12 protein-coding genes are annotated in these 15259 nt (G+C 44.3%); 11 read left to right on the forward strand and 1 reads right to left on the reverse strand.

Annotated elements, in window-relative coordinates; genetic code table 11:
• The first annotated feature begins 11 nt into the window (after nucleotides 1-11).
• From ftsI to FTV28_RS06440, 5 genes are all read left to right on the forward strand, one after another.
• The gene (gene ftsI / locus FTV28_RS06420) at nucleotides 12-1835 is read left to right on the forward strand and encodes a penicillin-binding protein PBP3 (RefSeq protein ID WP_179989762.1); all 1824 of its coding nucleotides are present in this window, start codon (nucleotides 12-14) and stop codon (nucleotides 1833-1835) included.
• A 10-nt stretch (nucleotides 1836-1845) separates the two neighbouring features.
• Nucleotides 1846-3339 (forward strand): UDP-N-acetylmuramoyl-L-alanyl-D-glutamate--2,6-diaminopimelate ligase, encoded by a 1494-nt coding sequence (locus FTV28_RS06425; protein WP_179989765.1) that lies wholly within the window; start codon nucleotides 1846-1848, stop codon nucleotides 3337-3339.
• 9 nt (nucleotides 3340-3348) lie between these two features.
• A complete protein-coding gene (murF, locus tag FTV28_RS06430; protein ID WP_179989767.1) occupies nucleotides 3349-4758 on the forward strand; it encodes a UDP-N-acetylmuramoyl-tripeptide--D-alanyl-D-alanine ligase in 1410 nt (469 codons plus the stop codon).
• Nucleotides 4759-5877, forward strand: coding sequence for a phospho-N-acetylmuramoyl-pentapeptide-transferase (gene mraY / locus FTV28_RS06435; RefSeq protein WP_019836136.1), 1119 nt, complete (start codon nucleotides 4759-4761; stop codon nucleotides 5875-5877).
• A gap of 71 nt (nucleotides 5878-5948) precedes the next feature.
• The gene (locus tag FTV28_RS06440; RefSeq protein ID WP_179989769.1) at nucleotides 5949-6752 is read left to right on the forward strand and encodes a putative RNA methyltransferase; all 804 of its coding nucleotides are present in this window, start codon (nucleotides 5949-5951) and stop codon (nucleotides 6750-6752) included.
• A 69-nt stretch (nucleotides 6753-6821) separates the two neighbouring features.
• Here the strand turns inward: FTV28_RS06440 and ponA are convergent, their stop codons facing one another.
• The gene (gene ponA / locus FTV28_RS06445; RefSeq protein WP_179989771.1) at nucleotides 6822-9374 is read right to left on the reverse strand and encodes a penicillin-binding protein PBP1a; all 2553 of its coding nucleotides are present in this window, start codon (nucleotides 9372-9374) and stop codon (nucleotides 6822-6824) included.
• Nucleotides 9375-9543: 169 nt separating this feature from the next.
• On the opposite strand from ponA, the gene FTV28_RS06450 reads away from it, so the two are divergent.
• Genes FTV28_RS06450 through aroK form a run of 6 tightly spaced genes read left to right on the forward strand, consistent with a single transcriptional unit; the run spans nucleotide 9544 to nucleotide 15235 of the window.
• Complete coding sequence (locus FTV28_RS06450) at nucleotides 9544-10602, forward strand: pilus assembly protein PilM (RefSeq protein WP_004974460.1); 1059 nt, start codon at nucleotides 9544-9546, stop codon at nucleotides 10600-10602.
• Complete coding sequence (locus tag FTV28_RS06455; protein WP_004974461.1) at nucleotides 10602-11237, forward strand: PilN domain-containing protein; 636 nt, start codon at nucleotides 10602-10604, stop codon at nucleotides 11235-11237. Before FTV28_RS06450 ends, FTV28_RS06455 begins: the two co-directional genes overlap by 1 nt.
• The gene (locus FTV28_RS06460; RefSeq protein ID WP_004974463.1) at nucleotides 11234-11941 is read left to right on the forward strand and encodes a type 4a pilus biogenesis protein PilO; all 708 of its coding nucleotides are present in this window, start codon (nucleotides 11234-11236) and stop codon (nucleotides 11939-11941) included. The genes FTV28_RS06455 and FTV28_RS06460 overlap by 4 nt, the downstream gene beginning before the upstream one ends.
• Nucleotides 11941-12465, forward strand: a complete 525-nt coding sequence (locus FTV28_RS06465; protein ID WP_004974465.1) for a pilus assembly protein PilP — start codon at nucleotides 11941-11943, stop codon at nucleotides 12463-12465. The genes FTV28_RS06460 and FTV28_RS06465 overlap by 1 nt, the downstream gene beginning before the upstream one ends.
• 60 nt (nucleotides 12466-12525) lie before the next feature.
• On the forward strand, nucleotides 12526-14667 hold the full coding sequence (locus FTV28_RS06470; RefSeq protein ID WP_179989926.1) for a type IV pilus secretin PilQ: 2142 nt from the start codon (nucleotides 12526-12528) through the stop codon (nucleotides 14665-14667).
• Nucleotides 14668-14704: 37 nt separating this feature from the next.
• The gene (gene aroK / locus FTV28_RS06475; RefSeq protein WP_104852648.1) at nucleotides 14705-15235 is read left to right on the forward strand and encodes a shikimate kinase AroK; all 531 of its coding nucleotides are present in this window, start codon (nucleotides 14705-14707) and stop codon (nucleotides 15233-15235) included.
• Nucleotides 15236-15259 lie beyond the last annotated feature (24 nt).

A 15259-nucleotide genomic window follows, 5' to 3' on the forward strand; every position in this document is an offset into this window, starting at 1 on the left:
GCGAGTTGCACATGGTCGATACGCGTAAAAAGCAAACCCGAAAGAAACAGCAATCGGTAACTGGAAAAAATGCCATTCATGTAGAAATGTGGCGTTTTTACTTAATGTGGGCTGTGGTACTGCTGGTGTTCGTGGCACTGGTGGGACGTGCTTTTTATGTGCAAATTGTGAACCATGACTTTTTACAAAACAAAGCCAATGCCAATATTTTAAGAACAGAAAAGCTCAAAGCTATGCGCGGGGTGATTTATGATCGCCACGGTGTGCCTTTGGCAATTAGTACCCCTGTAATGAAAGTGGTGATTGATCCACGTGATTATTTTGACAATAAAAAACTGTTTGAAGAAATTACAGCCGAGTTGGAAAAAAATCCGACCAGTCGTAAATTGCAGCGTCAATTGCCAGATAAAAACTTGAATTTAGATGAACTTGCCGATGCAGTTGGGATGGATCGCCAAGAACTGAAAAATAAAATGAACGAGCGTCCGCGTTCACGTTATTTGGTTTTACAAAAAGAAGTGCCGCCGCAACAGGCAGAGCTGATTCTAAAACGTAATTTCCAAGGGGTATATACCGAGAAAAACTATAAGCGTTATTACCCGCAGCCACAGCCGAATGCACAAATTATTGGTTTGACCAATAGTGAAGGCACAGGCATTGAAGGCTTGGAAATGCAGCTAAATACCCGCTTGGCAGGCGTGGATGGCGAACAGCAAATCGTGCGCGATAAAAAGGGTAACCGTGTCAAAGACCCAGAAGTGGTGAGAGAGGTTGAACCGGGCGAAAATATTACCCTGAGTATCGACTCACGTTTGCAATACATTATGTATCGTGAATTGACTGCAGCAGGGGTGGCAAATAATGCCCGTTCAGCCACAGCAATTGCGGTAGATGTGAAAACGGGTGAAATTTTGGCGATGACCAGTTGGCCGTCGTATAACCCGAATGACAAAAAAAGTTTGTCCAATAAAGATGCCATGCGTAACCGTGGTGCGGTGGATTCTTTTGAACCGGGTTCGACCATGAAGCCTATGACGGTGGCAATGGCACTAGAAAGTGGCAAATATTCACCGAATACCGTGGTCAATTTAAGTGGTGGTTCAATGCGGGTGGGTAATCACACCATTCGTGATACCCACAATTATGGCTCACTGACTTTGGCGGGAATTATCCAAAAATCGTCAAACGTGGGTGTGGCGAAAATTGCTTTATCTTTACCGTATGCAACCTTACCGACTTTTTATAAGCGTTTAGGGTTTGGTGCGCGTTCTGCAGTGAAATTTCCGGGTGAAAGTGCAGGTTTAATTTTGCCGCCAAGCAAGTGGAATGTGTCGGAAGTGGCGACCATGTCTTATGGTTATGGTTTGAACGCCACTGTGCTGCAATTGGCAGATGCCTATGCCATGCTTGCCAATAAAGGCGTAAAAATGCCGCTGAGTTTATACAAATTAGAAGAACAGCCTAAAGGCGAACAAATTGTTGATGCTAAAATTGCCGATCAAGTTCTACTGATGATGGAAGCCGTAACGTTACCCGGTGGTACGGCACGTCAAGCCAATATTCCAGGCTATCGGGTTGCAGGTAAAACGGGAACAGCGCATAAACTTCGTGCAGACCGCAAAGGCTATTCACAGACTGAATATCGTGCCTTGTTTGCTGGGGTTGCGCCAGTCAGTGATCCGCGTTTAGCCATGGTTGTCGTGGTGGAAAATCCAGCAGGACAGTATTATGGTGGTTTGGTGGCAGCGCCTGTATTTGCTCGTGTGATGCAAGAATCTTTACGTTTAATGAACGTACCTTTAGATAAACCTTTAGAAACTCCCAACATCCAATAACAGGTGACGCATGTCTATCAGCTTTCAAAATATTTATCGCAGTTCCCGCGTTGCAGATTGGATGATACAAGACTTTCAGGGCTTTCAACTCGACAGCCGCCATGTGACAGCAGGGCAAATTTTTATTGCCCTGACCAGTTTGTCGCAGCCTGAAAAAACCGCACAATTTGCACAAGCAGCTTTAGATCAAGGTGCTTTGGCGGTGATTTCGGAAACTGAACTGGCAGTTGCCAATAATTTGGTGGTGCCAGATGTGCGTCAGCGCATGGGACAGTGGCAAAAACAATATTTACAAGCACGACAGCCTGTACCTTTAGCGCGTATGCTTGCAGTCACGGGCACCAATGGTAAAACCACGATTTCCCGCTTAATTGCTGAGTTGTTAATGTTACAAGCCCAACGCTGTGCGGTAATGGGCACCACAGGCAACGGAATTTTGCCTAATTTGGAAGCTTCAACACATACCACTTTAGATGCCTTGCAACTGCAAAATGCTTTATACAGCTATGCACAACAGGGGGCAAAATTTGCCGCAATTGAAGCCAGTTCACATGGTTTGGAGCAAGGGCGCTTAAATGGCTGCGATATTGAAATTGCGGTATATAGCAACCTGAGCCGTGATCATTTGGATTATCACGGTACTTTAGAGGCGTATGCTGCAGCCAAAGCCATGCTGTTTCAGTTTGCCAGTTTAAAAGTTGCAATTGTCAATTTAGATGATGAATATGCTGGGATCATGTTGCAAGCGGCGCAACAGAACCCTGCGCAACCGAAAATTTTGACTTATTCCACGCAGCAAGCGGCAGACTATCAAGTACAGCAGATTGAATACAGTCTGAATGGTGTACGTTTCCATCTACAAACTGCTACGGCAGAATATGTGGTGCAAAGTCCGTTGCTCGGACATTTTAATGTTGAAAACTTGGTCGCGAGTTTAATCGCAGCAGAGCAAGCAGGTTTTGCATTACAGGATTTAATACACACGACTGCACAACTCAAAGGCGCACCGGGGCGTATGCAAGTGTTGCGTGATGCAGAGCGTTTATTTGTGGTGGATTATGCACACACGCCAGACGCCCTAATTCAAGTGTTGCAAACCTTAAAACGCCATGTTAGCGCACAGCTTTGGGCGGTGTTTGGCTGCGGTGGAGATCGGGATCGTGGTAAGCGCCCACTGATGACCCAAGCGGCATTGGACTATGCCAATGTTGTGCTTTTGACTTCAGATAACCCACGTACTGAAGATCCTTTGCAAATTTTTGCCGATATGCAGACAGGTGTCGATTTGTTGGTGGCACAGAGCCATGAAATTCATGATCGTCGTGAAGCGATTAAATATGCAGTCAAACATGCACAGTCAGGCGATATTGTCTTGATTGCAGGCAAAGGTCATGAAAATTATCAAGAAATAGATGGGGTAAGACACTGGTTTGACGATGTGGTTGAAGTGCAATCTGCGATAGATGCACAGCATTGTTCACCTTCTGCTTATCCTGCCCAATAAGGAATTTGTATGCACACTTCCACCACCAGTACCGCAATTTTAGAACCTTGGACTGCCGAACAACTCAAACAGGCAACACAGGGTTATTGGTCCAATGGGCAAGCACCGCAAGGCGAGATTAAACGTATTTTAACCGATTCACGCCATGCTGAAGCAGGCGATGCCTTTTTGGCTTTAAAAGGTGAGCGTTTTGATGCGCATGATTTTGTGGCACAAGTAGCGACTCAGGGCTGTTCTATGGCAATTGTCAGCCAGCCTGTAGACGCAGATATTTGCCAATTGGTCGTGCCTGATACCCGTTTAGCTTTAGGACACTTGGGCGCATTTCGTCGTCAGCAACATCCTCAATTAAAAGTGATTGCGTTAACAGGCAGTAGCGGTAAAACCACCACTAAAGAAATGCTCGGTAGTATTTTGTCACGTTTGGCACCGACTTTAATTACCCGTGGCAACCTGAATAATGACTTGGGTGTGCCGATGATGTTATTGGAGTTGAATGCTAGCCATCAATATGCAGTGATGGAATTGGGCGCCAGTCATCAAGGTGAAATCGATTACACCTCAAACTTGGTGCAGCCGCAGGTGGCAGGCATTATCAATATTGGTACTGCGCATTTGGGTGAGTTTGGTGGGCGTGATGGTATTTGTCGGGCCAAGTCTGAAATTTATGCACATATTGCCTCGCAAGGTACAGCGATTGTCCCTGCTGCCGATGATTTTGCTGAACAGATTCAGCAAGCGGTTCAGTCAGAACAGTGTCTAAGTTTTGGTGAAGGCGGTGATGTGTTTGCGACAGACATTCAGTTGCAACCACAATCAGCACGTTTTTGTTTAAATACCACGCAAGGGGTGCGTCAAATTCACTTGCCATTTGCAGGTGAACACAATGTACAAAATGCCACGGCTGCTGCCGCTTTTGCACTGGCAATTGGTGTAAGTTTAGATGATATTGTCGCAGGCTTGGAGCAGGCACAAGGGGCAAAAGGTCGTTTGAACTTTATTCAGCAAGGCACGCATTTATTTATTGATGACACCTATAATGCCAATCCAACCTCTATGCGTGCTGCAGGCGAAGTCCTTGCACAGCAAACAGGTGTGCGGGTTATGGTGATCGGTGATATTGGCGAACTGGGCAATAGCGCAGCACAACAGCACTATATGTTGGGGCGTGATTTGGTGTCTATTCGTGGCATCAACTTTGTGGTGGCAGTTGGTGAATTTGCACCAGCGACCCAAGAAGGTGCACGTAGTACCCAATATGGAAAAAAATTACAGGCTTTTGTCACTCAAGAACAAGCCTTGCCGTTTTTAATTGATCTGGTAAAAACACATCAACCTCAGTCCATGAGTTTCCTATTTAAAGGTTCTCGTTATACCCATATGGAAACGTTGATGGCTGCATTGATGGAGAAAATTTAAATGCTGTTATGGTTATTTGAGCAGCTGGCGGGCTATAACAGCTCGTTTCAGGTGGTTCGTTATTTAACATTACGTTCATTACTGAGTGTATTGACTGCGCTTGGCATCGGTTTGGTGCTAGGCCCTGTGATGATTCGTAAACTGCAAGCATTAAAATACGGTCAGGCAGTCAGCTCTTATGCACCTGAAGGGCATGCCAAAAAAATGGGTACGCCAACCATGGGCGGGGTATTAATCCTACTTTCCATTGGTATTTCGACCCTATTGTGGGCAGATTTATCTAACCCTTACGTCTGGATTGTACTGGCAGTTATGGTCATTTTTGGCGCTGTAGGCTGGGCAGATGACTGGATTAAAATTCGCTACAAAGACAATGCGGGTTTGCCAGCGCGTAAAAAATTCTTCTGGACTTCGGTAGCATCATTGGGTGCGGGTATTGCATTGTATGTGATTGCAACCCAACAGCCAAATCCTGCACAAACTGCAGATATGCTGGATGTGTTGATTCCATTTTTTAAAGATTTCAGCATTCCATTGTCGTTGATTCCACTCGGTATTGGCTTCATTATCTTTACCTATTTGGTAATTAACGGTGCCTCAAATGCGGTGAACCTAACTGATGGTTTAGATGGCTTGGCAATTATGCCAATCGTGTTGGTTGCGGCAGGTTTGGGCGTCTTTGCCTACTTGGCGGGGGATGTTCGTTTTGCTGATTATTTGCATATCCCTTATGTGAAATATGCGTCTGAGTTGGTGGTAATCTGTGCCGCGATGATTGGAGCAGGCTTAGCCTTCCTGTGGTATAATGCGCATCCTGCACAAGTCTTTATGGGCGATGTCGGTGCATTGTCTTTGGGTGCAATGCTGGGTACGATTGCCGTGATGGTACGTCAGGAAATCGTGTTTGCGATTATGGGCGGAGTGTTTGTGGTTGAAGCGATTTCGGTATTCCTGCAAATTGGCTCACTACGTATGCGCAATAAACGGGTATTCTTAATGGCGCCGTTGCATCACCACTATGAAAAGAAAGGCTGGCGTGAAACTCAAGTGGTGATTCGTTTCTGGATTATCACAATTATGCTGGTGGTTTTAGGTTTAATGACTTTAAAATTACGTTAAGCCTATCCAACCGAAAATTTTAAAAGTCGGCACTCGCCGACTTTTTTATGTGGTTCACTCTGGAGAAAATGATGAATTTGCTGATGTGTCCTGTGTGTCGTCAGGTATTGCAACTGCATGATCGAACGTGGCGTTGTGCCAGCAATCACAGCTATGATGTTGCGAAACAAGGCTACGTCAATTTGCATGTGGTGCAGCATAAGCACAGTAAAAATCCGGGGGATACACCTGCTTCGGTGCAGGCACGTCGTGCATTTTTAAGTGCAGGGCATTATGCGCCCTTGCAACAGGCAGTGGTGCAAAAAATTCGCACCTTACGCATCGAAAATTTGTTGGATATTGGCTGTGGTGAAGGCTATTACACCGCTGCCATGCAAGGCGAAGTGTTGCAGTGTGTCGGGGTGGATATTGCCAAGAATGCCGTACAAGTGGCGGCGAAACTGAATCCCGCAGTGACTTGGGTGGTGGGGACAGGGGCAACTTTGCCTGTTTTAGAACATTGTATTGATTTATGTGCCAGCTTGTTTAGCCCAATTCCACAACATGAAATTTTACGGGTTTTAAAACCACTAGGTTATTTGTTGGTGGTGACGCCTGCGCCTGAGCATTTATTGGCGATGCGTCAAGCGTTGTTCGAAGAGGTAAAGCCACATGAACCCGAAAAATTTATCACCCAATTACAAACTACTTTTGATTTGATTGATGCCAGCGTGGTGGAAACACCATTACAGCTCAATCAAAGCGATTTAATTCATTTAATTGCTATGACACCTTATGCCTATAAAGCCAAAGCAGAGCGCCGTCAGGCATTGGAACAGCGAACCCAGTTTGACGTGACAGCACAGCATCAAATTTATCTGTTTCAGAAAAAATAAGTTTGAATAGCCCATAAAAAAGCCCTCATCTTTGCATAAGAGGGCTTTTTTCTGACTGCTTGTCTGTGGTTATAAGACTTCGTCAATTAAGTTTTCTAAAGCATCGGGAGCAGGTTTAGGTGCTGCATTTGGTTTGGCAGGGCTGTTGTTTGGCGCGTGCATGGCAGGCGGTGCAGCATTGTCAGGAATTAACACTTCCTCGCCTGGTAAGTCGTCAAAATCACGCTCAGGCGCGCGTACTGGTGCTGCAGGTGCAGGTCGATACAATGGTCGTGCCAATGGCGGTGAAGCACGATAATCCTGCTGTTGTTCTGCGCTCATTTGATTGAGTTCACGCTGTGGCGCTTTGGCTTTGCTGTCCAAACTGACCCATGCTTCAGGTGTGCCTTTAAGTGCATTGCCCATAAAGTCTGTCCAAATTGGCAGCGCTGCAACCCCCCCATATTCACGACGTCCTAAAGTGGTCGGTTGGTCAAAGCCCACCCAAGCCACAGTCACCAGTTTGCCGTTGAAACCTGCGAACCAAGCGTCTTTTGCATCGTTGGTGGTTCCTGTTTTACCGCCAATATCACCACGACCAATTCTGAGCGCAGCACGTCCAGTACCGTGTTGAATTACGTCACGTAAAATATTGGACATATCATACGCCGAGCTAGATTTTAAAATACGCTGTGCCTGTTTGTACTGACTACGCTCTGCCAATAAGTTCGGATATTGTTCAGCTTGTGCCAGTTTTTTATTGGTGACTTCAATCACTTCATCATCTGGTGTAGTGGCTTCGGCACTTTCAAGCGTTTGTTCTTTGGCATTAATACAAGCAATACACGCATATTCAGGATTGGCTTGATAAATCACCTTGCCATAAGCATCTTCAATACGGTTAATGAAGTGCGGTTGAATACGGTAACCACCGTTGGCAAAAGTGGCATAGCCCGTTGCCATTTGAATAGGCAAAACTTGTGGCGTGCCCAATGCAATGGTGTAGTTACGCGGAATCTGATCTTCCTGCAATCCAAAATCCATGAACAGTTGGCGGGTGCGCTCAATTCCCACATTTTGCAATAAACGCACCGAAACCGTGTTACGAGATAAATACAGCGCACGACGCAATGGAATCATACCTAAATGACGACCATCGGAGTTACGTGGTGACCATTTGCCAATGGTGATTGGACTGTCATTGACCATGGTGTGTGGCGTCATACCACGCTCTAAAGCCAGTGCATACACAAAAGGTTTAATGGTAGAACCCGGTTGACGCCAACCTTGTAAAGTACGGTTGAACTTAGATTGATAGAAGTTATAGCCACCAACCAACGCTTCAATGGCGCCATTATTCGGGTTAATTGCGACCAATTGACCTTGCACTTTCGGTACTTGTACCAATGACCAAGCGGTTTTATTTTCATTTGGACGTAAACGGACAATATCTTTGACTTTTACAATCTGTGCCGCACGACTTGGCGCATTGCCTACACTGTTGGCATTGCGATAGGGGCGCGCCCAAGACATACCTGACCATGGTACAGTAACTGTTGTGCCATCTTGCATTAACGCTTCAAAAGAATTATTCAGCACTTTGCTGACTTGCGCAGGGTAGGTGTTGGCATAAGCACGAAACTCATTCAGCGGTTTGTCGTGTGCCTCTGCACCACGCCAGCCGTGGCGACGGTCATAGGCTTCTAAGCCTTCTTGTACCGCCTGTTCTGCATACATCTGACGTTTGCTGTCTACCGTGGTGTAAACTTTATAGCCCGAATCAACCGCTTGTTCGCCAAATTTACTGACCAGTTCAGCACGTACCATCTCACCAATATACGGATGTTTATTGCTGATGCTGCGGTCTGGCATATCTAAATTAATCGGTTCAGCAATGGCTTTTTGGTATTCATTTTGGTTGATATAGCCCAGTTGCAGCATACGTCCCAAAATCCAGTTGCGACGCTCCAAAGCACGCTCAGGATTTACCACGGGATTGTAGCGCGAAGGTGCTTTAGGTAGGCCTGCAATCATCGCCATTTGTGCAATCGACAGTTCTTCTAGGCTTTTGTTGTAATAAATTTTGGCAGCTGCCGCGATGCCATAGGCATTTTTACCCAAAAAGATTTTATTGACGTATAAGGTCAAAATTTCTTCTTTGCTCAGGTTCTGTTCAATTTTACGCGCTAAAAAGATTTCGGTGAGTTTGCGCTTTAAGGTGCGTTCAGGACTGAGATAATAGTTTTTTGCCACTTGCATGGTAATGGTCGAGCCGCCAGTTTGCACATTGGAGCCTGTTACCGCCTCGCTCAACGCGCGCCCTAAGCCTTTGAAGCTAATCCCACTGTGTTCAAAAAAGGCAGAATCTTCTGCAGCTAAGAATGCAAAAATGAATTTTTCAGGAATATGTTCATAATCGACAGGCACAGAAAGCTTGCCGCCATACTCGGCAATTAGCTCATTATCGGCACTATAAACCTGCAATGGTTTTAATAATGGCGCTTTTTTTAAGGTGGTCATTTCTGGCAAAGATGGGGCAATATAGAGATACATGCCATAGAAACCCATCGGTATTGCGACCAAAATTATAATTATGATCAAAAAAAATGGATGAACACGACCCGAACAAGATAGCTTTTTCATAACAAGTGCGTTTTAATGAGCGCTAATAGCAAACTAATTGCTGGTCAGTATAGCGAGTAGATTTACGGATTGTTAGATGAATTATTGTATCCGTAAAAAATTATAGACCAGCGCGGATTAGTAGGTTAAATTTTTTTGGGGATAAAAAAATAATAGGAATGGTACTATTGTGCGTAGGTTATATCGTAAGCCAAGTAAGGGGTTAATAGGTGTAGATATTAGTTCTACTTCTGTTAAGTTATTAGAACTCTCTGTTAAGAATGGTAGATACTGGGTCGAGAGCTATGCGCTGGTCCCACTTCCAGAAGGCAGTGTGGTTGAAAAAAACATTCTCAATCCAGAAGCAGTCGGGGATGCGCTTGAACGTGCATTGAACTTAGCAAACACGCAATCTACATCTGCAGCATTAGCAATTCCAACCTCAATGGTGATTACCAAAATCATTGAAATGGATGCAGATATGACTAGCGATGAGCGTGAAGTTCAAATTCGTATGGACGCCGAGCAATATATTCCATTCCCATTAGATGAAGTCAGCCTAGACTTTGAAGTCCAACCAGACCGTTTAGCCAATCCAAACCGCGTCAATGTATTACTGGTTGCAACACGTTTAGAAAACGTAGAAGCACGAGTAGAAGCATTGGAGTTGGGCGGCTTGACAGCCAAAATTGCCGATGTCGAAAGTTTTGCCATCGAAAATGCCTTTAAAGTGTTCTCCGATACCCTGCCAATGGGTGTGAACACCATTGGTATTTTGGATATTGGTCATACCATGACCACCTTGTCGGTACTGCAAAATAACAAAATTATTTATACCCGCGAGCAAACCTTTGGCGGTAAGCAGCTGACACAAGAAATTCAAAACCGTTATGGTTTGTCGTATGAAGAAGCAGGGCGTGCGAAAAAAAGCCGTACTTTGCCAGATGACTACGATGTAGAAGTGCTCGAACCGTTCTTAGAAGCGGTGGTGCAACAAGCTGCACGTTCATTGCAGTTTTTTTTCTCATCTTCACAATTTAACGAAATTGATCACATTTTATTGGCAGGGGGGAATGCCAATATTCCAGGTCTTGCGAAGTTGTTGCAGCAAAAACTGGGCTACCGTGTGACCATTGCCAATCCATTCTTACAAATGGGCTTCTCTCCACAAATCGACATTAAAAGAATTGAAAGTGATGCGCCGTCATTGATGGTGGCATGTGGTTTAGCAATGAGGAGTTTTGATTAATGGCAAAGATTAACTTACTCCCTTGGCGCGATGAGCTAAGAGAAAAACGTAAAAAAGAATTTATTGTATTTTGTATTGCAGCGGCTGCTGTTGGGGTGTTATTGGTGGCTTTGGCGTGGTTCTTCTACAACGCGAAGTTACAAGATCAAGAACAAGCCAATCAATTGGTGATCAGTACCAACCAAAACCTAGATGTACAATTAAAATCTTTAGAAGGCTTGCAAGAACAGCGTAATGCTATTGTTGAGCGCATGAAGCTTATTCAGGGCTTACAAAGTCAGCGTCCAATTGCCGTGCGTTTGGTGGATGAATTGGTGCGTGTGACACCAAGCAATATGTACTTAACCAAAGTGAGCCGTACAGGCAATAAATTCACTTTTGAAGGCAAGGCTGAAAGTCCAAATACTGTGGCTGAATTCTTGCGTAATTTGGAAGCATCGCCGTGGTATCGCAATGCATTTATGAATTCATTCTTAGCCAAAGAAGAAAATAAAGATAAAGCACCAAGCTCTGTGGTTCCTCGTGTAGAGGAAAGTTACGGTACTTTTGTAGTAACTTCAGATTTAGAAGAAATTGCAATTCCAGTAACACCAACAGAATCTAATTCAACATCAGCAGCGGGGGCAGCACAATGAGTCTCGATGAATTTGATGAAGTAAATCAGGATGCTGCTGTTGCTCCGAAAAAGAAAATGACAGTTGAAAAGTTTTTTCAACAGTTCAATACCCTAGATCCTAACAATTATGGTGCTTGGCCACTTTCGGTCAAAATTACCTGCTGGATTTTTATTATTTTCCTGATTCTAGCTTTAGGTTACTTTGTCGTAATCAAGCCAAAGTTAGATGCCATTGCAGCAGCACATACACAAGAACAAAACTTGTTAAATGAGTTCCGTGAAAAAGATTCTAAATTGCGTAATTTGCAGCAATACCAAGCGCAATTACAAGAAATGGAAGCGAACTTTAACCAACAACTTGAACAATTGCCAAAAGAAACTGAAATTCCAGGTTTAGTTGAAGATATTAACGTCACAGGCGTGAATTCAGGTTTGAAGTTTAAAAACATTCGTTTAGAGAACGAAATTAAACAAGAGTTCTTTATTGAACAGCCAATTTCAATTGAAGCGACAGGCGATTATCATGCCTTTGGTTCATTCGTAAGCGGTACAGCAGCATTGCCACGTATTGTGACCATGCACGACTTTGAAATTGTGGCGACTGAAAATAAAGACAAGAAAACCGATATTCCGCAAGTGACCTATAAAGCACAAGCAAAAACTTATCGTTATGTCGGCAGTGCAGATGCACAAACCGCGGGTAATGCTGGAGGAGCGAAATAATGAAAATTGAAAAGCTTTCGTTGGCTCTGATGGTAACTTTGTTGATGGTGGGATGTGATTCACGGATTGATGCAGTCAATGCACAAATGGCTGAAATTCGTAATCAGCCACCACTACCCATTGAACCTGCACCTGTGTTTGAGCCTGCACCAACCTTTAACTATGCAGCACACCAGCTCAAAAGCCCATTTATGCCAAGTTCATTGGCGGCAGAGCTTAAAATTATGGCAGGGAAGCGTGTTTATCCGAACCTTGCTCGCCAGTTACAACCACTGGAAAATTACGCACTTGAGTCACTGACCATGAAAGGCAGTATGCGTCAAAATGGTCAAATTTTGGCATTGATTCAAACACCTGATGGTGAAATTGAGCGTATCCAGCGTGGTAGCTATATGGGGGTAAATCATGGTCGTGTGGTGAATATTACACCTACACAAATTGATTTAATCGAAATTATTCCAGATGGTCGTGAAGGTTATGTAGAACGTCCAAGAAGTTTAGTTTTAATTGGGCCTGCGCCATAAATTAAAGGAATAAAAATGAATAACAGTGTGAAAGATTTTATTTTTGGGGATGGTAATACAATGAACAATTTGTTCCGTCAGTTTTCAATAGGCGCAGTCGCAATGGCAGTGATGCAAGTTGCCAATGCCCAAGTCAGCATTACCAACATCGTACCCATGCAAATTCCGGGACAGGGCACCGAAATTCGTGTCATGTTTAATGGTTTGCCACCTCAACCTGCAGCATATCAGCTGGAACAACCTTCCCGCTTGATTTTAGATTTTGATAAAGCGCAACAAACGCTGAAGCAAAACAGCGTTGCAGTCGCAACCAAAGAAGCCAGCTCTGTAGAGGTGAGCTCAGATGCACAGCGTTCACGTTTAACTGTGAACTTGGCCGATGCGGGCGCATTTACCACGCGTGTTGAAGGCAACACCTTTATTTTAAAAATCAACTCAACAACGGCAACCCCTGTGGCTGCCGTGACTGCCCAACGTAGTGCGCAAGGTGTATCCAATATTGGTTTCCAGCGTGGCGGTGAAGGCGAAGGTCAGGTGGTGATTGATCTACTCGGTAGCAATACGCCTGTAGATGTGCAGCAGCAAGGCAGCAAAATTGTGGTGCGTACTTTAGGCAATAAAGTACCAACACATTTGGCACGCCGTTTAAATGTAAATGATTTTGCAACACCTGTGTCGACCATTGATGCACACAATGATGGCAGCAATGGCGTGATTACCATTCAGGCTGCGGGCAGCTATGAATATATGGCATATCAGGCAGAAGACAAGCTAACCATCAGCTTAAAACGCCCTGTCGATAAAAACCCGTTTAAACCACGTGCAGCTCAAAGCTATACAGGCAAAAAGATTTCACTAGATTTCCAAGACATCGAAGTGCGTCGTGTATTGCAGTTATTGGCCGATTTTACAGGCATTAATATGGTGGCGGCAGACACCGTGCAAGGCAACATTACCTTACGTTTAAAAGATGTACCTTGGGATCAGGCGTTAGACATTATCCTGAAAACCAAAAACTTAGATAAGCGTCGTAATGGCAACGTAATCTGGATTGCGCCTGTTTCTGAATTGATTAAAGCTGAAGAAGAAGAAGCCAAAGCGATTGCGCAAAGTGTCAAATTGGCACCACTTCAAACTGAATATATTCAATTGAATTATGCCAAAGCGGCAGACATTGAAAAGTTGATTACTGAAGGCAAAAATGCTTCAAATTCACGTACTGGTTCAAATACAGGCTCAGGTGCAGACCCATTAGGCGATAGCGTTGGTAGCTTGTTGAGTCCACGCGGTACAGTGTCGGTAGATCCACGTACCAATACCTTAATCATCAACGATACATCGGCAAAAATTGATCAGATTCGTCAAATGATTGATTTGCTAGATGTGTCTGTGAAGCAGGTGATGATTGAAGCACGTATTGTTCGTGCAACCACAGATTTCACCAAGGAAATGGGGGTGAAGTGGGGCATCTTGTCACAAGGGATTACCAATAATAACCACTTGTTGGTGGGTGGTAGCGATACGACTTTGTGGAACTTGCGTGAACCAGAAAAAGATAGTGATACGGGTGGTTGGAAGTACGAAATTGAACGTCCACAAAACCTGAATGTCGATTTGGGTGTGACCAGTGCTGGTGCTAGCCGTATTGCATTTGGTTTAATCAGCTTGTCTGACTTTATGCTCGATTTGGAGTTGTCTGCATTACAAGCAGATGGTTACGGTGAAGTGATTTCGACACCAAAAGTCCTGACTGCAGATAAGCAAAATGCCAAAGTGGCATCGGGTACGCAAATTCCGTATCAATCTTCTGAAGGTGGTGGTGTCAATGCCGTATCTACCACAGAATTCATTGATGCGACTTTAAGTTTGGATGTGACCCCAAGTATTACGCCTGACGGTAAAGTCCAAATGCAATTAAATATCACCAGTGACTCGCCAGGTGCACCAACACCTACAGGTCAGCTCACCATTAATAAGAACGCCGTGAATACCAACGTTTTGGTGGATAATGGTGAAACTGTGGTCTTGGGTGGTATTTTTGAGCAACAAACGGCTAACTCACAAACCAAAGTTCCATTCTTGGGCGATATTCCTTATATCGGACGTTTATTCCGTAAAGATATCAAGTCGGACAACAAACGTGAGTTGCTGATTTTTGTTACACCACGAATTGTTAATGACAGTGTTTCAAGAAATCATTAATATATTTTCAATTTAAACAAAATTTATAGGTGACTCCTTGCTAAGCAAAGAGTTTGACACCCTACCAAATATCTATTTGGTAGGGCCGATGGGGGCAGGCAAGACCACTGTAGGACGCCATTTGGCGGAATTGTTAGGGCGTGAATTTCTAGATAGTGATCATGAAATTGAACGCAAAACTGGCGCTACGATTCCTTGGATCTTTGAAAAAGAAGGTGAACAAGGGTTTCGTAGTCGTGAAACAGCGGTTATTGATGAGTTAACCACACGGCATAAACTTGTACTTGCTACAGGTGGCGGTGCGGTGACTCAAGCCCCGAATCGAGACTTCTTAAAACAACGTGGTATTGTTGTTTATCTATATACCCCTGTCGAAATTCAACTTCAGCGAACCTATCGCGATAAAAACCGTCCTTTACTTCAAGTCGAAAACCCCGAACAAAGATTACGTGATTTGCTTGCAGTGCGTGATCCGTTGTATCGTGAGGTGGCACATTATATTATTGAAACCAATCAGGGTGCTGCGCGTGATTTGGCGCAAAAAATCTTAAATACGATTGTTTCATAGCAAATATCTTAGGTAGAAAGCGAC

This window comes from Acinetobacter sp. YH12252 (assembly GCF_013417365.1).
In the GTDB taxonomy this organism is placed as follows: domain Bacteria; phylum Pseudomonadota; class Gammaproteobacteria; order Pseudomonadales; family Moraxellaceae; genus Acinetobacter; species Acinetobacter towneri.